Source organism: Asticcacaulis endophyticus (assembly GCF_014652575.1).
Classification (GTDB): domain Bacteria; phylum Pseudomonadota; class Alphaproteobacteria; order Caulobacterales; family Caulobacteraceae; genus Asticcacaulis; species Asticcacaulis endophyticus.
Window position 1 is genome coordinate 1,333,066 of record NZ_BMZB01000001.1, and the last position, 21,727, is coordinate 1,354,792.

The 21,727-nt window shown below is 58.3% G+C and carries 19 protein-coding genes; 8 read left to right on the forward strand and 11 right to left on the reverse strand.

Annotation, left to right across the window (positions count from 1 at the left end):
• Positions 1–121: 121 nt before the first annotated feature.
• From IE102_RS05985 to IE102_RS06000, 4 genes are read right to left on the reverse strand one after another with little or no spacing between them, the layout of a single operon-like run.
• Complete coding sequence (locus IE102_RS05985) at positions 122–310, reverse strand: hypothetical protein (RefSeq protein ID WP_189485499.1); 189 nt, start codon at positions 308–310, stop codon at positions 122–124.
• A gap of 26 nt (positions 311–336) precedes the next feature.
• Positions 337–1,971: an alpha-L-fucosidase gene (locus tag IE102_RS05990; RefSeq protein ID WP_189485500.1), complete on the reverse strand. Its 1,635-nt coding sequence runs from the start codon at positions 1,969–1,971 to the stop codon at positions 337–339.
• Positions 1,968–3,917 carry a sialate O-acetylesterase gene (locus tag IE102_RS05995; protein ID WP_189485501.1) on the reverse strand — a complete coding sequence of 650 codons (1,950 nt, stop codon included), beginning with the start codon at positions 3,915–3,917 and terminating at the stop codon, positions 1,968–1,970. The genes IE102_RS05990 and IE102_RS05995 overlap by 4 nt, the downstream gene beginning before the upstream one ends.
• Positions 3,918–3,926: 9 nt before the next feature.
• Entirely contained in the window at positions 3,927–6,071 is a 2,145-nt protein-coding gene (locus tag IE102_RS06000; RefSeq protein WP_189485502.1) for a beta propeller repeat protein, read from the reverse strand.
• A gap of 326 nt (positions 6,072–6,397) precedes the next feature.
• Here IE102_RS06000 and IE102_RS06005 point away from each other — a divergent pair, with 326 nt between their 5' ends.
• From IE102_RS06005 to IE102_RS06040, 8 genes are all read left to right on the forward strand, one after another.
• Positions 6,398–7,450 (forward strand): LacI family DNA-binding transcriptional regulator, encoded by a 1,053-nt coding sequence (locus tag IE102_RS06005; protein WP_189485503.1) that lies wholly within the window; start codon positions 6,398–6,400, stop codon positions 7,448–7,450.
• 235 nt (positions 7,451–7,685) lie between these two features.
• Entirely contained in the window at positions 7,686–8,882 is a 1,197-nt protein-coding gene (locus IE102_RS06010) for a fumarylacetoacetate hydrolase family protein (RefSeq protein ID WP_189485504.1), read from the forward strand.
• Between the two features lie 30 nt (positions 8,883–8,912).
• Positions 8,913–9,662, forward strand: a complete 750-nt coding sequence (xylB, locus tag IE102_RS06015) for a D-xylose 1-dehydrogenase (RefSeq protein WP_189486026.1) — start codon at positions 8,913–8,915, stop codon at positions 9,660–9,662.
• Between the two features lie 95 nt (positions 9,663–9,757).
• Complete coding sequence (locus IE102_RS06020; protein WP_189485505.1) at positions 9,758–10,657, forward strand: SMP-30/gluconolactonase/LRE family protein; 900 nt, start codon at positions 9,758–9,760, stop codon at positions 10,655–10,657.
• Positions 10,650–12,437 carry an IlvD/Edd family dehydratase gene (locus IE102_RS06025; RefSeq protein ID WP_189485506.1) on the forward strand — a complete coding sequence of 596 codons (1,788 nt, stop codon included), beginning with the start codon at positions 10,650–10,652 and terminating at the stop codon, positions 12,435–12,437. The genes IE102_RS06020 and IE102_RS06025 overlap by 8 nt, the downstream gene beginning before the upstream one ends.
• Before the next feature lie 250 nt (positions 12,438–12,687).
• The gene (gene xylE / locus IE102_RS06030) at positions 12,688–14,124 is read left to right on the forward strand and encodes a D-xylose transporter XylE (RefSeq protein ID WP_189485507.1); all 1,437 of its coding nucleotides are present in this window, start codon (positions 12,688–12,690) and stop codon (positions 14,122–14,124) included.
• A 98-nt stretch (positions 14,125–14,222) separates the two neighbouring features.
• On the forward strand, positions 14,223–15,128 hold the full coding sequence (locus IE102_RS06035) for an aldose 1-epimerase (protein WP_189485508.1): 906 nt from the start codon (positions 14,223–14,225) through the stop codon (positions 15,126–15,128).
• A 12-nt stretch (positions 15,129–15,140) separates the two neighbouring features.
• Positions 15,141–15,536: a hypothetical protein gene (locus tag IE102_RS06040; protein ID WP_189485509.1), complete on the forward strand. Its 396-nt coding sequence runs from the start codon at positions 15,141–15,143 to the stop codon at positions 15,534–15,536.
• Between the two features lie 50 nt (positions 15,537–15,586).
• Here the strand turns inward: IE102_RS06040 and IE102_RS06045 are convergent, their stop codons facing one another.
• The 7 genes from IE102_RS06045 to IE102_RS06075 form a co-directional block, all read right to left on the reverse strand.
• On the reverse strand, positions 15,587–16,321 hold the full coding sequence (locus IE102_RS06045; RefSeq protein ID WP_189485510.1) for an SDR family oxidoreductase: 735 nt from the start codon (positions 16,319–16,321) through the stop codon (positions 15,587–15,589).
• Position 16,322: 1 nt separating this feature from the next.
• Positions 16,323–17,573 carry a UxaA family hydrolase gene (locus tag IE102_RS06050; protein ID WP_189485511.1) on the reverse strand — a complete coding sequence of 417 codons (1,251 nt, stop codon included), beginning with the start codon at positions 17,571–17,573 and terminating at the stop codon, positions 16,323–16,325.
• Positions 17,567–18,595, reverse strand: coding sequence for a zinc-binding alcohol dehydrogenase family protein (locus IE102_RS06055; RefSeq protein WP_189485512.1), 1,029 nt, complete (start codon positions 18,593–18,595; stop codon positions 17,567–17,569). Before IE102_RS06055 ends, IE102_RS06050 begins: the two co-directional genes overlap by 7 nt.
• Complete coding sequence (locus IE102_RS06060; RefSeq protein WP_189485513.1) at positions 18,595–18,885, reverse strand: UxaA family hydrolase; 291 nt, start codon at positions 18,883–18,885, stop codon at positions 18,595–18,597. Before IE102_RS06060 ends, IE102_RS06055 begins: the two co-directional genes overlap by 1 nt.
• A complete protein-coding gene (locus tag IE102_RS06065) occupies positions 18,882–19,928 on the reverse strand; it encodes an aldo/keto reductase (protein WP_189485514.1) in 1,047 nt (348 codons plus the stop codon). The genes IE102_RS06060 and IE102_RS06065 overlap by 4 nt, the downstream gene beginning before the upstream one ends.
• 112 nt (positions 19,929–20,040) lie before the next feature.
• Positions 20,041–20,862, reverse strand: coding sequence for an IclR family transcriptional regulator (locus IE102_RS06070; RefSeq protein ID WP_229807585.1), 822 nt, complete (start codon positions 20,860–20,862; stop codon positions 20,041–20,043).
• The gene (locus tag IE102_RS06075) at positions 20,859–21,722 is read right to left on the reverse strand and encodes an amidohydrolase family protein (RefSeq protein WP_189485515.1); all 864 of its coding nucleotides are present in this window, start codon (positions 21,720–21,722) and stop codon (positions 20,859–20,861) included. Before IE102_RS06075 ends, IE102_RS06070 begins: the two co-directional genes overlap by 4 nt.
• Positions 21,723–21,727 lie beyond the last annotated feature (5 nt).

The following is a 21,727-nucleotide window of genomic DNA, read 5'->3' on the forward strand; positions in this document are numbered from 1 at the left end:
TTGCAGGTACTAAATGTACCTGCGGCGCTTGCCGGCTATTATATGGCTCAAATCTCCCAATCTTATATTCGAGCCTGATTTTAAACTAAAACCCCCGCCGGAGCGATCCGGCGGGGGTTTGTTATTTGCGCTTGAACGGCAATGGCCGGTCGGGGTCGATGTTGAGGCTCACCAGCCACGCCCTAACGGCCTCGACCTTGCGGGCCTGCTCCAGCTTCTGTTCGCAGATCATGTCCTCGACCGCCCACATATAGGTGCGCAATTTGCGGGCGTAGAGGCTGATCGGGCAGCAGGGGTCATCAACAGGCATTAAGGCGCGGGTTCCTCATGGGCGGACTAAACCAGAGTCTGGCCGGTGATTTTCAGCACCGGCGTTGCGGCCGGACGCTGAGCGGGCAGTTTCACATTTAGTCCGTCTGGAGACAATTCAAATTCCAGAGGTTGAGCTATACCCAAAAGTTCAACACGTTCAATAGTGGCTTTGGAAGTGAGCGTATTTTTTGCGAACGTGGTTATGAGCATCTGCCCGCCTTCAGGCCAGTCCTGAGCCAGCGCATAAAGCGCGCCGTCCTTGGTGGTGAAGCGGATATCCTGAGCGGTAAAGGGTTTGGCGGCGGCTTCGTTCTGGTGTCCGGCACCGACTTCGGTCGGGCCTTCCCCAAACGTATGCCACGCGCGGGTGCCAAATATGGCCTCGCCATTAACCGCCATCCACGCCGCCATGTCCTCTAGGATCACCACTTCTTTCTCATCGATTTCGCCATTGCCGCGAATCGGGATCGACAGCAACAGGTTGCCATTCTTTGAGACCGCATCGGTCAGCAACTGAATGACGTGCTTGGCGGACTTATAGCCATCGCGCTCATAAAGGCCGCGATCATAGTGCCAGTTGCCGATGCAGGTGCAGGTCTGCCAGTATTCGGGGCGCAAGTACGCTGACGCCCCGCGCTCGACATTGTTGGTCAGGGCCTTGGCCTGCGTGGCATCCAGCTTATTGCCGGTGACTACGGCCTCATTCTGTCCGTGCCATTTGGTGCTCTGGTTGTAGAGATAGGCCGTCGCCTCAAGGCCGACCCCGGCTAATGGGGTGACATAGTTGTCCATATAGACAAAATCGGGTTTGTACTTATCCATCAGGTCGTTCTGACGGGCCAGCCATTGCTTTGCGTAATAGGGGTTATTTTTCGGCTGAGCTTCGGTCCATTCGCCGGAGGTTTTGTCGTTAAACGCCTGCATGTCTTTGATGGACGTAATGCCATCGGGCGGCACCATGCCTTCGGCCCGTCCGGTGTAAAGCTCCTGCGGATCAAGGCCGTCCCACCATGTACCCTTGCCGTCCTTTTTGGTCAGGCGGAAGGCGTCATAGCGCACGCCCTTAAGCGGTCCCTCGGCGTCATAGCCGTAAGCCGTCTGCCACCAGTGCCAGGCGTGGGCCGAGTGATTGGAGACGCCGAACCGTAAGCCTTCGGCCTTGACCAGCTTTTCCCATGTCCCGACGATATCTTTCTTGGGGCCGACGCGGACGCTGTTCCATGCGTGATATTTGGAGTCGTACAGATCGAGATTGTCGTGGTGGTTGGCCATAGCGACGATATATTTCGCGCCCGCCGCCTTATAGAGCTTGGTCAGGGTTTCCGGGTGCCACTTATCGGCTTTCCACTGACCGATGATGTCCAGAAAGCCGGTTTTGCTCGGGTGACCATAATTTTTGACGTGGTGGTCGTAGTAGAAATTACCCTGCATATACATCTGACGGCCGTACCAGTCGCCGGCTTCGGGCACGCACTGTGGCCCCCAGTGCGCCCAGATGCCGAGTTTGGCGTCCTTGAACCATTCCGGGGTCTGGTAGTTCTGAGACAGAGACTCCCAGGTCGGTTTGAATTTTACCGGTTTCGCACTAGCCGTGGGTGCTATTGCGGCGGCAGTCAGCGCCGAGCCGGAGGCCAGAAGATCGCGACGGGTGGTGGTCATGGAATGGCCTCTTCAAATGGAATAGCAGGCAGGTCTTGGTCGGAATAGAGATTAACATAGGGCGCGTCGGCCCAGGCATAGCGCACGAATTTGGCGTCCGGCGTGTTGGCGGCTTTGAGCGTGACACTCATACCCGACACATCGGCGGCCACGAACCGGCAGGTTTTGGCCGCATCGCAGACCTCAAACCCGATAGCCTGAGCCGAGGAATAGGTTTGAAGCGCGCTATCAAACGTGATGACGATATCGGCACCGCTGCGCATCACCTTGACCGGCTGCGGGCCGCCGGAGGCAACAGTTTCACCATAGGCGACTTTGCGCGCCGCCAGCGCCAGACGCTGCCCAATCACGGTTTTTTGGGTGGGGTGGATATCAACGCGGTCACCGATATCTATGGCGACGGCCAGCCCTGTTTTCGGGTCGGCACCCACCGCCCGTCGCTGAGCTTCGCGCAGTTCGGCCCAAGCGGATTGAGTTGGCGCCTTGGCCACCGGCCCGAAATTAGCCAGTTGCACCACCATAAACGGCAAATCCGGCGCCTCAAACGCGCGCCGCCAATCAGAAATCAGGGCGGGCAGCAGGCGGGCATATTCGGCGGGCTGAGAGACATTGGATTCGCCCTGATACCAGGCCGCCCCTTTGAGGGTGTAGGGCGCAATGGGCGCGATCATACCGTTATAGAGGTTGGTCAGGCCGCTGGTCGCCAGCCACGGGGTCGAGGGCGAATTTTTAAGCGCCGTGAGCGGGGCCGAGACCTTATATTTCCACTGAGCGGGCAGGGTGACGCCCGATCCGTCCGCAAACGCGATCCGCCGGTCATCAGGTTTGCCCCACAATCCGCCGCCGCCGCCGGAATCGTAGGCGCGCACGGCAATGACGTTCTTACCGGCCTTAAGCGTCCCCGCCGGAACGGCGTAGGTGCGTGGCGCGTTCCAGCTTTCGGTGGTGCCCACGACCTTGCCGTTCACGAACGTAGTGTCGCCGTCATCGACCGGGCCGAGTTCAACTACGGCGGCCTGTTTTGCCTGCACGGCGGTCAGCGTGACCGAGGCGCGATACCAGATCACGCCATCGAAGAAGGTCAATTCCGGCTTGCCAGCACTTTCCCAGAACTGATCAACCGTGATGGCGTCCCAGCCTCTGTCATCGAAATCACGCGTCGCCCATGTGGCCTTAGTTTTGGCATCCGGTTCATTGGTGTTCCACCAGTTGAGCATGATCGCCTGCCACTCGGTTTTGGCGCGGGCCTCATCGCGGCTGTAGGTTTTCAGCGTTTCAAGGCCCTGATGATAGGTTTTCAGATCGCGCAACGCAGGCTCTGACATCCACGACTGAATGGTGGTGCCGCCCCATGACGAATGGATCATGCCGATGGGGACTTTCTGCGTTTTTTGCAACTCCTTGGCCATGTAGTAACAGACCGCCGAGGTATCGCCGGTCGTCTCTGGCCCCGCAGTGCGCCACGCCAATCGTTTGGGCAGGGTGTCTAGCGGGTTCGGTTGCGCATCGCGATCCACCGTCACAAAGCGGATATCCGGGTTGGCCGAGTTCTGGATTTCGTTGTAGGCGTTGGTGGCGTATTTGGTCTGAAACTCCATGTTCGACTGACCCGAACACAGCCAGACATCGCCCATGACCACATCGTTCAGGGCTGTGGTTGAGGTGCCGCTGGTGGCCTTAAGTGTGTACGGCCCACCGGCCTTGGTGGCGGGCAGGGTCGCCGTCCAGTGACCCTTGGTGTCGGCGGTGACGGGCACTGACACACCGGCCAATTCAACCATGACCGGTGCATTTGCAGCCGCCGTGCCCCAGACCTTGACCGGCGTATCCCTTTGCAGGACGGCATGGTCGCTGAAGATATTGTCAAAAGCGACCTGCGCCCACACTGGTGAGGCAGCACTTATGGACGCCCCCAAAGCCGTAACGACCGTCAATAAAACCCGCATGATATCCCCTTACTGTTTTGCTTCCGGCAGTTTGAAATCGCCATATAACACGCCGCGCCCGTCTGTGCCGATATAGAGGCGGCCAAATACCTTGGGGTCGCCGGCCATGACGCCGCGGATCGAGCCGAACTGCTTTGACGGCGTGGTCAACCTGACCCAGCGCGCGCCCAGATCGGATGAGAAATAAAGCCCTTCGCGGTCATTAAGCTTACCCCAGACAAACAGGGACGGATAGGTTTCACCCGGAGCCGACTTGCCAAAAGCGACCGCCCAGGCTTCCTGAAAACCGGGCAGGGTGGAAAAGGTCTTGCCGCCATCATCTGAGACATTGAGCCCGTTCCAGCCACCGACCCACAGGTGCCCTTCATTGCCGGGGGCGGCCCGCATCCGCCCGCCCCAATCGACGGCATTTGAGGTTACGACCTTAAACGTCAGGCCGCCGTCTTCGGAGGCATAGACCGTCTTTTTGCGGTTATCATAAAGGTAGAATTTCTTAGGGTTCACCCGGTCGGCAATCGGGAAGATATGGCTTTCACTGTTGACCGGTGCGCCCGTCGACTTCACCCAAGTCTGGCCTTCGTCGGTTGAGACATAGGGCTCGGATTTGGCCGGCATCCACACCCACGACGCGCCATCTGCCGATACGCCGATGCCCATGGTCTGGTAATCATTGCCGGTGACGGTGGGGGGACGTGACGCAAAGCCCGTCCAGGTCTTGCCGCCATCTTCGGAATAATAGCCAAACGGCGGCCGGTCAGAGGTGCGCACGATCAGGCTGGGTTTGGCCTCGGCGAAGTCCATGCCGCGCGTGTGGACGCCGTTGGGATGGAAATAGGTCGAGTCTTTAGCCGAGGTCAGGTCGTCGTGCCTGAACCCGCCGATATCGCCCAGCGCTGAAAACACGGGGGCTCCCACAGGTGGCGAGACCAGTTCCAGAACGGCGGTTTCTTCCAGTCCCTGATTGGTGAAGCGCCAGTTGAGCTTTGCGCCGGTATCGATGCTGGCCAATTCGCGGTTCTCCCACAGGCCATAGCCAGTGACGTAGAACACCCGGCTGGAATCAAACGGATCGATATCGATATCGCCGATCCAGTGGCCTAGGTGGTCATGGCTGCCGCCCGCATAGGGCAACAGCCACGGCGCTTCGGAGGTGTCGAAGGCTGATTTTTTGCTCAAAGGCGTCCATGATTTCCCGCCGTTTGTGGATCGGAAAATCTCATCGCCCGACCCCCAGCGGTTGATCGTGGACACCACCAGCGTGCCGGGGTTTTGCTTATCCAGCGACAAGCCGGCATAGCCAAAGGTCTCAGTTGTGGGTTTAAGCGGGGTGATGTCGAACCAGTGGTAGTTGTCGGGATCAAAGTGTCTGACCGCGCCGTCCTTGACGCCGTTAGGGCCGATCCCGTCGGCGAAGGTCATGAACAGCAGGCCGCCCGCATCAAATTCGGCGTGGTGGGGCATCAGGCCCTTGGGGGTGCCGGGCACCGCGACCCAGGTCGCACCGTTATCATGAGACGCATAAAAGCTTTTGCCGTCTTTCGCTTCGACGCCCGCATAAAGACTGCCTTTCCCGTCCGGTAGGACCCACAGCACATGTTCGGCGGGCAGGGCATTTTTTGTCCATGTCAGGCCTGCGTCCGCGCTGCGCCAGAGGCCGTCACGGCTGGTGCCCAGCCACAGGGTCTGCGGGTTGGCCGGATCGACCACCAGACGCTCACCGGTAGAGCGACCATCGGCATTCCCCCCCAGCCAGAACGGCAATTCCGTTTTGGTGAAGGTCTTGCCGCGGTCTTTGGAGATCAGGATCGCCCCTTTGCGGGCATTGCCGCCGAGATACTCGCCCGCCGCCAGATAAACGCGATCAGGGTTTTGCGGATCAAGACCGATCGAGAGTACGCCATAAAGCTGCGAATCGGCCTTGCCCAGAAAATCGAGCATCTGCACCCAACGTCCGGCGGCGCCATCAAAGCGGTAGGCCCCGCCGATATCGGTACGGGCATAGACAAGGCCCTTTTCGGTCGGGTGAAACACCACGCCGGGCACAAAACCGCCGCCCAGGATTTCGACATTCTGCCAGGTGTAAACGGGGGCTGTGGCCGGTTTTGGGGGCGGGGGCGGCGTTTGCGCCAGAGTTGTTGATGTGAGCGCTAACATGGCGACTGACATCCCAGCCGCAATTAAACCTTCCCGTACCATATCTGCTTCCCGTTATGTTTTTAGGGCTTGTTTCAGAACTCTTTCGCAAATTTTATTTTGCATTTGCGAAGGGGATTGCTGATCAAGCCTTTGATATTTGTAGGATAAAATATGACAGCGTTAGACAATAATGCAAGATGGAAAAGATTTCACAGGTGAAAATCGCGCCATTTGCTTTGAACGCGAAAGCGGATTATGGCTATAGCTGGTTGATTACATATCATTTTCATTATCATCGCCGGGGAAAGCGAGTGGTAATAAAATGAATAAGCTAGGGGAACAACTTGGCGAGAAAAGTCGGGCGTCGCGGCGGCAATATAGTGACTATTCATGATGTGGCCCGTCATGTGGGCGTATCGCCCATGACCGTGTCGCGGGTCATCAATGGCGAAAAAAATGTGCGTGAGGAAACCCGTCAAAAGGTTCTGGCCTCGGTTGAGGCCCTCAACTATTCGCCGAATATGGCGGCGCGCAGTCTGGCGACGCAGGATGTGGCGCGGGTGGCCCTGCTGTATTCCAACCCGTCGTCGGCCTATCTCAGCGAGTTTTTGTTAGGCATCCTTGAGCAAAGCGCCCAGAGCGGCTGTCAGCTCACGATTGAGAGCTGTGACGGGCCCGAAGGGGCGGCGTCGGCGATTGAGAAGTTGAAATCTACCGGCACGGACGGGGTCGTGCTGCCCGCCCCATTGTCGGATTCAACGCGCGTGGCCAAGGCGCTTAAGGATCTCAATATCCCGTTTGTGGGCGTGGCGACGGCGCGGCCTTCGGCCGATATAACCTCGGTCAGTATCGACGACTATAAGGCTGCCTATTCGATGACCAAGCGCCTGATCGCGCTGGGGCATCGCCGGATCGGCTTCATTAAGGGCCATCCCAATAACTACGGCAGCCAGCTTCGCTATGACGGCTTTGTGGCGGCCATGGCCAAGGCCGGGCTTGAGGTTGACGATTCGGACGTGGCCCAGGGCTATTTCACCTATCGCTCCGGCTTTGATGCGGCCGAAACCCTGCTGGGGCGTGAGGAACGGCCAACGGCGATTTTCGCCTCCAACGATGATATGGCCGCAGGGGCCGTGGCGACCGCCCACCGTCTGGGGCTGGATGTGCCGTCACAGGTCTCAATCGTCGGATTCGATGACACGGCCATGGCAACCATGGTGTGGCCGGAATTGACGACCGTGCGTCAGCCGATTTCGGATATGTCGGCGCTGGCGCTTAAACTGTTGCTGGATCAGATCCGGGCCAAACGCACCGGCACGCCCTACACGCCGATCCGTGAAATCCGGGATTTCTCCCTGATTGAGCGCCAATCGTCGGCTGCGGTAAGTGACGCTTAAATTTTTACAGGTCATGTAAAATCTGACGGGGATGGCCCCAAAATTCGCACTGCACCATGAGTGTTTTGGCTTGACATGAGCCTGTCGGCAGCGCAAATGGTAGCGCTATCATGGCGTAAAAGCTAACGGCGCGTTCAATTTTGACGGTTTTGGCAAAAATGCCAGAGCCGCCATGAAGTTGAGTGCGTGCGTTTTGCTAAATGCGCACAAGGAAAAATTGAGGAAAAACAAGGCCATGTCAAATGCCGACCACAGCCTGATCAGCGCCCTTCCCCAGGACTGGCGCGACGCGACCCTGATCGGGCGCATCCTTTTGCCGGAAGGCCCGACGCCGGTTATGGTGCGCGGTGGTAAGGTTTACGACATGACGCCGGTGGCGCCGACTGTGGCGCAACTGATGGCGGTGTGGCCTGAAAAGGGTGTCCCGGCGGGTGGGAAACTGCTCGGTGACCTCGAAGGCTTTAATTTCACGACCACATGGTCGGGTGAGGGGGCTGCGGATAAACTGCTGTCGCCGATTGACCTGCAATGCGTCAAGGCCGCCGGTGTGACCTTTGCGGTGTCGGCGGTTGAACGCGTCATCGAAGAACGCGCCCGCGGCGATGCCGATAAGGCGCAAGGTATCCGCGATGCGCTGAAAGAACGTATTGGGGCCGATATCCGCTCGGTCGTGCCGGGGTCGGATGATGCTGCCAAGTTAAAAGACGCCCTGATTGCCGATGGCATGTGGTCGCAATATCTTGAGGTCGCCATTGGCCCGGACGCCGAAGTCTTCACCAAAGGGCCGGTGCTGTCGTCGATTGGCTGGGGCGATGAGGTCGGTATTCGCTCGGATTCGACGTGGAACAACCCCGAACCCGAAGTGGTTCTGGTGGTCGATCCCAAGGGCCGTCCGGTCGGGGCTATGCTCGGCAATGATGTTAATCTGCGCTGTTTTGAGGGCCGTTCGGCGCTGCTGCTGGGTAAGGCCAAGGACAATAACGCCTCGACCGGCCTTGGGCCGTTTATCCGCATGTTCGATGACACGTTTGGCATTGACGATGTCCGCTCGGCCCAGCTTGATCTCGATATCACCGGGCCTGAAGGCTACGTGCTTAAGGGCAAGTCGAGCATGACCGAGATCAGCCGCGATCCGCTCGAACTGGTGCGTCAGACCCTGAGTGAGCATCAATATCCCGATGGTTTCATCCTGATGATGGGCACGCTGTTTGCCCCGACCCAGGATCGTGACGTTCCGGGCCGTGGCTTTACCCATAAGGTCGGCGATATCGTTAGCGTGTCATCGCCGAAACTTGGCACCCTGACCAACCGCGTGGTGACCTCAAAAGAGGCGAAGCCGTGGAATTACGGCATTGTCGATCTGATGCAGAATCTGGCCGGTCGCGGTCTGCTTAACGCCAGGACTAAACAGCCGCACGACGCGGTCGCGTAATTATAATAATACAGAAAGTGAATGGAACCGATGTCGTCGGCTATCTATCCAAGCCTTAAAGGTAAAAAAGTACTCATCACAGGCGGCGGTTCCGGCATTGGTGCCGGTCTTGTCACCGCCTTTGTGCAGCAAGGCGCGCGCGTCCATTTCATTGATCTGGTCGATGAGGTATCGGCCACGCTTGATACCGGCGTTTTGGGTGTTACGCCCACATTCTATAAGTGCGATCTGACCGACACTCCTGCGTTGGAGGCGACACTCGCCGCGGTTCTGGCAGATGGGCCGGTCAATATCCTGCTCAATAATGCCGCCCGCGATGACCGTCATACCCTGTCGGAAGTGACCTCGGAATTCTTTGATAAGAACATCGCTGTTAACCTCAAGCATCTGGCCATGACGACACGCGTCATTGCGCCGGGCATGAAGACGGCCGGTGGCGGCGCGATCATCAATTTCGGCTCGATCTCCTGGCATCTGGGCCTGCCCGATCTGGTGCTTTATGAAACCGCCAAGGCCGGTATTGAGGGTATGACGCGGGCCTTGGCGCGTGAGCTTGGCCCCGATAATATCCGCGTCACCTCGATCATTCCGGGCAATGTCAAAACCCCGCGCCAGATGAAATGGTACACCCCCGAAGGTGAGCGCCAGATCGTCGAATCGCAATGCCTGCCGGGCCGGATCGAGCCTAAGCATGTGGCGTCGCTGGCGCTGTTTTTGGCGTCGGACGATGCGTCGCTGTGTACCGGACATGGCTACTGGATTGATGCGGGATGGCGCTAGGGATTTCACCGAAAAGTTTGGCGCGGCGCGCCAATACGTTTTTGGTGGGCCCTAAAAAAGAATAAAAACGCGGGCCAGAAATGCAGGACGGAAACATGGTCGCTAATTTTGAGGTTACCTGCGTCTGGGATCTAAAGGCTACGCTGGGCGAAGGCCCGATCTGGTCGGCCAAGGATCACGCCGTCTGGTTCGTCGACATCAAGTCGTCGAAAATCCATCGCTATGATGTCAGCATCGGCTCAAAACAGTCCTGGACCGCGCCGTCACCATGCGGCTTTATCGCACCGCGCAAACGGGGTGGCTTCGTGGTCGGGTGCAAGACCGGGCTTTACCTGTTTGAGCTAAAAACGGGTGCGTTTGACCTCCTGACCCACATCGAACCGCACCTGCCGGGTAACCGCCTCAATGACGGTTTTGTCGATGCCAAAGGCCGCCTGTGGTTCGGATCGATGGACGATGACGAAGCCAATCCGACCGGCGCGCTCTATCGCTATGATGCGCGCGGCTTAAAGAAAATGGATGACGACTACGTCATCACCAATGGCCCCGCCGTCAGCCCGGACGGTAAAACCCTCTATCACAACGATACCCTGAAAAAAGTCATCTACGCTTTTGATCTGGATGACGACGGCGAGATCACGGGTAAGCGCGTCTTTGCGCGACTGGACACCGAAGGCCATACCCCACCTCACGGCGAAGGCTATATGGACGGGCCGGTGGTCGACAGCGCGGGCAATGTCTGGAACGCGCTGTTCTTCGGCTGGGGCGTCAACTGTTATGCCCCCGATGGCCAACTGATCCGGCGCGTCAAATTCCCGGTCTCCAACGTCACCAAGATCGCCTTTGCCGGACGCGATCTGAAAACCGTATATGCCACAACCGCCGCCAAGGGATTGTCCGCAGACGACATTGCCGCCCAACCTCTGGCCGGCGGTCTGTTTAGTTTTGAAGCCGATATTTCCGGCCAACCGCAATATGAGATTGATCATGTCTAAGCGCACACCCGCCACCCCCAATGGCCGTTTCCGCTCTCAGGAATGGTTCGAAGCCCCCGGCCATATCGATATGGCCGCCCTCTATCTTGAGCGCTTCATGAACTACGGCCTTACGCCTGCGGAACTGCGCTCGGGTCGTCCGATCATCGGCATAGCTCAGACTGGCTCGGACATATCGCCGTGCAACCGCATCCATCTCGATCTGGCTGATCGCGTCAAGGCCGGTATCCGCGATGCGGGCGGGATTCCGATGGAGTTTCCGTGTCATCCGATCTTTGAGAACTGCCGCAGGCCGACTGCCGCTATTGACCGTAACCTTAGCTACATGACGATGATCGAGATCCTGCACGGATATCCGATCGATGCGGTGGTGCTGACGACCGGTTGCGATAAGACGACCCCTGCGGGCATCATGGCGGCCACCGCCGTTGATATTCCGGCCATTGTCCTGTCGGGCGGGCCGATGCTGGATGGCCATCACGAAGGCGATCTGGTCGGCTCCGGCACGGTCATCTGGCGGTCGCGTCGTAAGCTGGCGGCCGGTCAGATGACCGAGGATGAGTTTATCGAAGCCGCTGCGGCGTCGGCCCCCTCAGCGGGGCATTGCAACACCATGGGCACGGCCTCGACCATGAACGCGGTCGCCGAAACCCTCGGCCTCAGCTTGCCCGGTTGTTCGGCCATTCCGGCCCCTTATCGTGAGCGCGGGCAGATGGCGTATGAGACCGGTAAGCGCATCGTTGAGATGGCGTGGGAAGACTTGAAACCGTCGAAAATCCTGACCCGCAACTCGTTCCTCAATGCCATTGCTTTGGTGGCGGCGGTCGGCGGTTCGACCAATGCCCAGCCGCATATTGTGGCCATGGCCCGTCATGCCGGTGTTGAGCTGACCGATCAGGACTGGATGGCGGCTTACGATATTCCGCTGATCCTTAATATGCAGCCGGCGGGTAAATATCTGGGCGAGCGCTTCCACCGCGCCGGTGGTGTGCCTGCCATCCATGTCGAACTGCTCAAAGAAAACCTGATCGACGGGGATGTCAAAACCATTACCGGTAAGACGATTGCGGAAAACATTGTCGGGCGCGAAACCAAAGACCGCGAGATGATCTACACGGTCGCTGAGCCCATGATGGAGCGGGCCGGGTTCCTGGTCCTCAAAGGCAATCTGTTCGATTTTGCGATCATGAAGACCAGCGTGATCTCGGATGAGTTCCGCACACGCTATCTGTCTAAGCCGGGTGCGGAAAACATCTTTGAGGCCAAGGCGGTCGTGTTTGATGGCTCAACCGATTACCATGAACGCATCAATGATCCGGCGTTGAATATTGATGAAAACACCATTCTGGTTATCCGTGGCTCCGGCCCGGTCGGCTGGCCCGGATCGGCCGAAGTCGTCAATATGCAGCCGCCCGATGCCTTGCTGAAGCGCGGCATCACGTCATTGCCGACCCTGGGCGATGGCCGTCAATCGGGCACGGCGGATTCGCCGTCGATCCTCAACGCCTCACCTGAAAGCGCGGTCGGTGGCGGGCTGGCGTGGCTCAGAACCGGCGATGTCATCCGCATCGACATCAATACCGGTGCCTGCGATGCGCTGGTGGCCGATGAGGTCATCGCGGCGCGTAAAGCCGAGGGTATCCCGGCCTATCCGGCCAGCATGACGCCGTGGCAGGAAATCTACCGTCAGACGGTCGGGCAACTGCACACCGGGGCCGTCATGGAACCGGCGCTGAAGTTCACCCATATCGCCGAGCAGATGCCGCGTCATAACCATTAATCTTAATTGAAATAACGGGAGAAATTCCGGCAGTCGTCACTCATTTTCTCGCGGGCAAGGGTGTATCCGCTTGAAAATGACAGCGCTGCCATTCATAGGTTTGAGACCGATACGCGCGCGGGCAACAACGCTTAATTTCCGCACATGAGCGCGACGGATCAGAGGAGGGCGCACGCAACCTAACGGCTGTGTGCGCTGATACAACAGGTGCATCACCATCGTGGGGGTGGCCTTCAGGAAGGGATAATCAATGACCTCGTCACAGGTTAAGGTGAATATGGGGCTTGTAATGGGGCTGGCGATTGGTGCCGCTCTGGGGGGCCTTTTGTTCGGCTACGACACCGCCGTTATTTCGGGTGCGGAAGCCTCAATCAAGCATAACTACATCCTGCCGAATATGGCGTGGGATGAAACCCAAAAGAACTTTTTTCACGGTCTGGCGGTCGGTATCGCGCTGCTGGGCTGCGTGATCGGTTCGGCCATCGCAGGGCCACTGGCGACCAAGTTCGGTCGTCGGGCGGGCATGATGATTGCCGCAGCCCTGTTTTTCGTATCGTCGATTCTGTCGGGTTTTCCGGAAACCTTTATCGCGCCGATCGGCACACTGGGTGTCGATACCCTGTGGCCCTATATGATTTACCGCGTCTTTGGCGGGATTGCGATTGGCATGGCGTCACTGATTTCGCCCATGTATATCGCTGAAATCGCCCCCGCCAAGCATCGCGGGTTGCTGGTGTCTTTGCAACAGATCGCCATCGTGGTCGGCATTACGCTGGTCTATTTCGTCAATATGAAAATTGCCGAAGCGGGCCACGGCGATGACACCTGGATCAATGCGCTTGGCTGGCGCTACATGCTGGCGTCGTGCGCCATTCCGGCGGCTTTGTTCCTGACGGCGGCGTTCCTGATGCCGGACACGCCGCGCTGGTACATGATGAAGGGCCATGAGGCCAAGGCCGAAAAGCTGCTGCATGAGCTGAATGATCCGGATACCGCCAAGGCGACGATGGCGGAGATCCGCGGCAGTCTGGTCAACCATTCGGGTAAGCTATTATCGTTTGGCTCAGGCGTTCTGCTGGTCGGTATTTTGCTGTCGGTCTTTCAGCAGGTCGTTGGCATCAATGCGGTGCTTTATTACGCCCCCAGCATGTTCAAGAATGTCGGCATGGAAACCAATGCCGCCATGCTGCAAACCGTCATCATGGGCGTCGCGATGGTGGTGTTCACCATTATTGCCCTGTTCACGGTCGATAACTGGGGCCGTAAGCCGCTGTTGATCCTGGGCGCCGTGGTCATGGCGGTATCGCTGTTTTTCTTAGGTTATCTGTACCAGACCCATCAGCAGGGCATGATCTTTCTGGTGACGGCGATTGTCTACATTGCCGGGTTCTCCCTGTCGTGGGGGCCGATCGTGTGGGTGCTGCTGGCGGAAATGTTCCCCAATTCTATCAAGGGTACGGCCATGTCGATTGCGGTCGCGGCCCAATGGATCGCCAACTATATCGTGTCGCAAACCTTCCCGATGATGGACGGCAATTCGACGCTGATCGCGTTGTTTAACCACGGTTTTTCGTTCTATGTCTACGGGGCGTTCTCGGTTCTGGCGGCCATATTCGTGTGGAAGTTCGTGCCTGAAACCAAGGGCAAGACTTTGGAGGCTATCGAAGGGCTCTGGAAAAAGTCCTGATATTAAGGTAAGGTTGGCGAACGGCGGGGTTATCAGCCCCGCCGTTTTTGATTCAAAAAAAAGATAAAAATAATAATGAAACCGGGAAAGACGCCATCATGTCCAATAGTATTGAGGGGGATACCCTCACCCTGAGCCGTGCGCGCGACGCGGTGTGCACCCTTGTGGCCGGAGATACGCGGCTTAAGATCGCGCCGCATCTGGGGGCTTCGACGCTTAGCCTCACCCATAAAGGGCGCGATTATTTGCGGCCCGCGCCGGATGGGGCAGACGATGTGCTGCAGACCGGCAATTTCCCGCTGGTGCCGTTTGCCAACCGGATCAAGAACGGCCATTTTGTGCTGGGCACCAAGGACATTCAGCTTAAGCCCAATCTGGGTGACCATCCCCATACCCTGCACGGTCAGGGCTGGCGCTCTGAATGGGAAGTTGCAGAGATTAGCGGGTCACGCGCGCGGCTGGTGTTCGATCACAGGTGCGGGGAATGGCCGTGGGATTACCGGGCCGAAGTCATCTATGAACTGCGCGACGGCGGTGTGCGGATCTATCTGTCGGTGACCAATCTGTCGCCGTGCGCCATGCCGGCGGGGCTGGGGTTCCATCCCTATTTCCTGAAAACGCCGCAGACGCGCCTTAAGGCCCATGTCGAAGGGGTGTGGCTATCGAGCGATGACTGCCTGCCGACCGAATGGCACGGCGGGGTCTATCGCGGCAAGGACTGGACGCGCGGCGATGTAGTCGATGCGGATCAGTTGCTCGATCACTGCCACACCGAATTTAATGGCCGGTTTGATATCTTTGAAGGCGATGAGGCGACCCTGACGGTCAAGGCCTCACCCGATTGTCATTGGCTGCATATCTATGTGCCGCCGGGCGAGGATTTCTTCTGCGCCGAGCCGGTCAATCACATGCCCGATCCGTTCAATAAACCCAATTCCGGCCTGAAATGCCTCAAGACCGGTGAGCGGGCGATGATGTGGATGGACATGACCCTGCATGGTTGATTAGATCGCGGTATGAAGAGAAACACTTTAGTCGCAATATTAGCTGCCCTGATAATGGCAATAGGCGCTTGGGGGGTATTTCCTCATATCATCTATGCCACGCGCGCAGATGAAATGCCCGCCAAATGGGACTTAAATTACGAAAATCTGAGTATTCAGCAGGTATATGAGAAAATAGGACCACCTGACGAAGATGGCGGCGTAAAACAATTACAAAATTGGGTTCAAAAGGAATGGTGGGGTTATAAACTTATCAAGATTGGTGCCGAAGATTTCAGATCAGATCGCACAGATTTCGATGTCTATTATAGCGTCCATGTTTATGGCCATAAGCAGCAGATTTTCTTTGGGCCACCTGTAATTAAACATGTGGTCCTGAAACAGTCGGCTGCCTCTAAGCCTGATTGATCCAGTAAAAATGTATTGGCGCGTTAGCGGCAAACTTTTGAGTGAGCAGGTTAATTCACCCATCCTCCGTCGATGATATAGGGCTGACCCGTGATAAAGGCGGATTCGTCGGAGCCTAAGAAAACCGCCAGTGCTGCCAGTTCCTCGGCCTTGCCGAACCGGCCCATGGCTTGGCGCGACGTGAATTCGCTATAGGCCTTATCGAAGTCTCCGGTGTCGCGTAAGCGTTGCAGCAGGGACGGGGTCTCGACCGTGCCGGGGCAGATGGCGTTGCAGCGGATGCCTTGGGCGACAAAATCGGCGGCCACAGCCTTGGTCAGGCCGATAACCGCGGCCTTGGTGGCGCAATAGGCAAAGCGGTTGGGAATGCCTTTGATCGAAGAGGCAATCGACGACATGTTGATGATCGAGCCGCCGCCGTTTTTAATCATGTTCGGTAACACCGCGCGGATCAGGCGGTACTGGGCGGTGACGTTCAGGCTATTGGAAAAGGCCCAGTCATCTTCGTCGCAGTCAAGGATCGTACCCGCGTGCACAAAGCCTGCGCAGTTATAAAGCACATTGATATTCGGAAACTCGGCGGCGATGGCCTTGATGGCCTCAGCATCGGTGACATCCAGCTTACGCGCGGTGACGCGGGGTATGGCGGCCAGTTCGGCCAGTGAGGCGTCATTGATATCGGCGGCGATGACGTGCGCCCCTTCGCGGACATAGGCTTCGACGGTGGCGCGGCCAATGCCTTGTCCGGCGGCGGTGATCAGGGCGGTTTTGTTTTGCAGTCTCATGTCAGGCTCGTTTCAAAGGTAAACAGGCGGGGCCAATTGGCTCAAACGCCTTATAGGTGAGGATAAATTCCTGATGGCCGAGGGCTTCGGATTTGGTGCGGGCACCGGCAGCGACCTTAAGCACCAGATCGGTGATCTCAGAGCCCACTTCATCCAGCGTGGCGCGGCCTTCCATGATCCGTCCGGCATCGATATCCATGTCCTCAGCCAGTTTGCGGAAGGTCTCCGGATTGGCGCAAATCTTGATCACCGGCGAAATGGCTGAGCCCACGACCGAACCTCTGCCCGTGGTAAACAGGGTTATGTGCGCCCCACAGGCGATCAGTTCGACAATCTCAGCATTGTCGGAGATATTGGGAAAGCCAAAACGCGGCTCACCATCGGGCACCACATCCAGCAGGTAAAGCCCGCCGGTCGGGGGCTGATCGCCCGGTTTCAGAATCCCGCAGATCGGGGCTGAGCCTGACTTGGAATAGGCCCCCATCGACTTTTCTTCCTGGGTGGTCAGTCCGCCTTCGGCATTGCCGGGCGCGAACGAGCCAAAGCCCATGATGGTGTAATAGCGTTCGGCCTTTTCGACGCTGGCCTCTAACGCGGCCCCCAGCTCCGGTGTGACCGCCCGGTCGGCCATGATCTTTTCGCAGCCGACCAGTTCGCCGGTTTCCTCAAAGATACAGGCCGCCCCCGCAGCCCCCAAAGCATCGAACGCGCGCCCGACGGCAGGGTTGGCCGTGATACCGGAGGTGCCGTCCGAACCGCCGCAGATGGTGCCGATAATCAACTCCGATATGTCCATATCCACGCGCGGGGTCTGGGCGGCAATGGCCTGCATCCGTTTGACCGCTTCGACGCCTTTTTGAATGGTCGAGGCGGTGCCGCCGGAATTCTGGATCACCAGGGTTTCGACCGGACGACCAGAAGCTTCGATGGTGGTTTTGAGCTGTTCACGGTTAAAGCTTTCGCAGCCGAGCGAGATCAGCAGCACACCGCCGACATTGGGGTGGGTGGTCAGGGCCTGCATCATCTTGAAGGCATAGGCATTGGGATAGCAGCCCGGAAAGCCGATTAGATGAACTTCGGGCGCATCGCCGATGGTCGCTGACGCCAACTGCTCATAGTCCGTAAAGCGGTTGACGATGCCGCGCGCGACATGGTGGGCACATTCGACCAGATAGGCGACGGCAATGACATTGCGGATGCCTTTGCGGCCATCGGGCCTGAGATAAGCGGTGATGGCGGGGGTATTTAACATTCGACCAGAGCCTTGATAACGCCTGCCGATGGTTCGATCCATTGCGGCAAAATGTCGGGGAGTTCGGAAAGCTTCGCACGGTGGGTATTGAGCGCCGCGGTGGGAACGTGGCCCGCGATCATGGCGGCCAGCACGCCTTTGAAATCTTCCGGGGTGGCGTTGCGGCTGCCCATCAGGGTGGTTTCGCGCTTATGAAATTCGGGGTCGTTGAAGGTGATGTCGGCGGCCACAACCGAGATCAGCACATAGGTGCCGCCGTGGCCGACATAGCCAAACCCAGCCTCCATAGCCTTGGGGGCACCGGTCGCGTCAAACACCACATCGTAAAAATCGCCGCCGGTCAGTTGTGATAACTGGTCGCGGGTATCGTCGCCCACCAACACGCCATGATCGGCCTTAAGTTCGCGCAGGCAGAAATCAATGCGTGGCTGGCGGCTGTCGATGACGGTGACCTCGGCCCCTCTGAGTTTGGCAAACAGGGCCGTGGCGATGCCGATGGGCCCGACCCCGACGACCAACGCCTTATGACCGGACTGCTCTTTTTGACTGGTTTGCACTTGGGCGCGGCGGACGGCATGGTGACCGATGGCCAGAAACTCCAGCATGGCGGCTTCATCCAGACCGATGCCGGTGGCCTTAAACACAAAGCCTTCGGGGACGCTGATATATTCGCACAGCCCGCCGTCCATATGGACACCCAGAACCCGGATATTCATGCAGCAATTGCCCTTACCCTTACGGCAGGCCGCGCAGTGGCCACACGACATATAGGGCATGATATAGACCACATCGCCGGGGCTGAGGTCTGAGCCTGCGGGGGCCTCGGCCACCTCACCGGACAGTTCATGGCCCATGACGCGCGGGTAGGTCAGGAACGGCTGAGTGCCCTTATAGATATGCATGTCCGTGCCGCAGATGCCGACGCGGCGGACGCGCACCAGCACCTCACCTTCGGCGCGTACAGGCCGGGGGCGTTGCGTGTGAACCAGCTTGCCGGGGGCTTCACAAATTACGGTATCCATCAGCTTACGGCCTTACGGGTGTGGGAGGGGATATAGTCGCTTTTCATATTGTGCAGATGGACGTGATCGCCGCGTTTGGCGTCCGCCGTCATGGAGCCAATCGGCGCACCGTACTTCAGGATCTTATCACCGGCCTGCAAATCGCCGCGCGCGACCTTGTGGCCGACCTCAATGGCGGCGGGGATGGTGACGGTATCGCCGTCAATGACCGTTTCAAAGCCCGCCGCAATGGGGGCGCGGCACACCAGCACATTGTCGTCGGGATGCAAAAGGATAAGGGGGGTAATCATGCGGATACAGGCGTTTCAGGTGTTGGGGCAGGTGTCGGGGCGGCGGATGGTATCAGACCGCCGGTTTTCAGATCGTCCCACAGGGCGGGCGGAATTGGGTGGTGAAACAGGGCGGCATTGCTGCGCACTTCATCGGGCGTGGCCATGCCGGGTATGACGCTGGCGACCGCCGGATGGGCGAGCGGAAACTGCAAGGCCGCCGCCGCCAGAGGGACGTGGTGATCGGCACAAATGGCTTCGATGCGGTGCACCCGCGCGATGATTTCCGGCGGGGCGGGGGCGTAGTCATAAAACGGCGTGTGGCCATTGCCTACGCCAGTAATCAGTATGCCGGAATTGAACGGCCCGCCCAGAATGATCGAGACATTGCGTGCCACGCAGCGGGGCAGGAATGCTTCAAGTGGTGCCTGTTCCAGCAGGGTATAGCGGCCCGCCAGCAGGATAGCGTCCAGATCGGCATGATCCAGCACATTGTCACAAATTTCGGTCTCATTGACCCCCAGCCCGATGGCGCCGATGCGACCTTCGGATTTCAGCGTTTGCATGGCTTTGAGGCCACCACTAAGGAACGCTTTCAGGTGATAATCATGGTCATCGCCATGGGTCAGTTGTCCCAGATCATGGGCCAGCAGAATATCGATATGATCGCGTTTCAGCCGTGTCAGGCTCGACTCAAACGACCGCATCACGCCGTCATAGCTGTAGTCGAAATGCTCCTCGAACGGGTCGCCATCGACAAAGCCGTGGCGCTGGGTGCCGGACGGGGGCGGGGCGATGGGCGTCAGGACACGCCCGACCTTGGTGGAGACGATCACGTCATGCGGCAGAACGGCCCCTAAGCGACGCTCAGACAGGCCGTGGCCATAGCGCGGGGCGGTGTCGAAATAGCGAATACCCGCCTCAAGGGCCTTGGTCACGCAGGCGCTCGCCGCCTCATCGCCCAGCGGACGATAAAGATTGCCTATGGCGGCCGCCCCGAACCCAAGGGCAGGGACGCGCACACTGGTGCGGCCAATTAAATTCAAGGTGTCAGCCCCTGACATTATGACGTTTCCGGTTAGGTTTCATTTATAAATGAAATCATTCTTACTGATAAAAGTACGCTTTGGGCGCGCACAACTCAAGGCTTTTGTACGCTTACCGATAAAAAGCCGCCTATCGGATGGGGATGCGTTCGACGGTATCAACGCCGCCGAGCGATTTCGATATGGTCTGAACGGCGGTCTGGAGTTTGCGGGTGGCGTCCTCAAGGCTTTCGCTGCCGAGCGAGCGGATATAGGGGATGGTCAGGGCGGCGATGACGGTACCGTCGCTGAAGATCGGGCAGGAAATATCGGTAATCCCGTCGGTGAAATCGGAGCGGCGCTGTACATAGTTATTTTTCTGAGCAAACTGGCACAGCTCATCAAAGGTACGCCAGGTTTCGGGCGGAGTCTCCGCCATCAGTTCGGCGCGCCAGGCTTCTTTCATCTTGTGCGGCTGAAAGCTGAACAGGGTGATGCCGGAGGTCGATTTCACAACGGGCGCCTGATGGCCGACCCTTACCGAAAAGCCGAGATCACCGGGCGCTTCGACACGGGCAATGACGACGATCTGGTTGTCGGAGGCGATGGCGATATGACACGACTGGCGGGTCGATTCGCTCAAAGCCTGCATGATCGGCATAGCGCTGGCCAAAAGGTTCTGGCTGGGGCCGCGGCTCATGCCAAGCGAGAACAGCTTATTGGTCAGTTCCAGCCCGTCGCCGCGCAGGGCCGGGGCGACATAGCCGCGGTTTTCCAGCACCTGCACCATGCGGAACAGTTCGCTAACCGAGCGGTCAAGGTGGGCCGATATCTGCGACAGGGTCAGCGGGCGTTTATGGGCCGCCAGCAGTTCCAGCACATCAAGGCCTTTTTCTAACGCCGGGGCGCGGTATTTCAGGACGGTGGTTTCGCCCTCTTTATCGTCGTCACGCAGATTTTGGTGCATATTCATAGTGTTACCCCTGTTTCAGACTTAATTTTATAAAAGGTTTTGGCATTGGTGCTGAAGATTTTATCTGTGCTGTGGGTCGGCATGGCCCGCAGATGGTTATGAACCTGATCGAACCATGACCGGTAAGACTGGCACAGATTGACGACCGGCCAGTCCGAGCCCCACATCAGTCGATCCGGCCCGAACTGCTCAAGCAGGTGATCCGCATAGGGCCACAGATCATCGATCGGCTGACCCGGCATCATTTCGGTGACCAGCCCTGACAACTTGGCATGGACATTGGGGTTACGGGCAATAGCAGTGATCAGTTCGCGCCAGTGCCGCGTCTCTTCCGGATGGCTGTGGCGGCGGGCAATCGGGGGTTTGGCACCGTGATCAATGACGATGCGTAAACCCGGATAGGTCTTCGCCAGCCGGTCAATCGCCGGCAGGTGGCGCGCAAAGATCAGGGCGTCGAAACTTAGATCATGTTGGGTCAGCGCCTCAAGCGCCGGTGCCACGACGGGCTGATTGATCCAGTCATCATCGGCAAGGGATTGCAGCATGGGCCGCACGCCTTTGAGTTTGGGCTGCTGCGCCAGATGGGCGATGCGGTCTGCGGCACCCCCGGCCAGCATATCGGCCCAGCCGACGACGCCTAAGATCAGATTATCATTGGCCGCGACCTCAAGCAGCCAATCTGTGTCGGCGTCATGAGCTTGCGACTGCACCACTATGGTGCCGGACAGGCTGACGCCCACCGCCTCCGACCTCAGATCATCGAGCCCGAAATCCCGGTAGATCGGCCCAAGGCCAGAGGTTGGCCATTCATGGCCATTGCGTCCGATCTGCCAGAAATGATGGTGGGCGTCGATGACCATCCGGC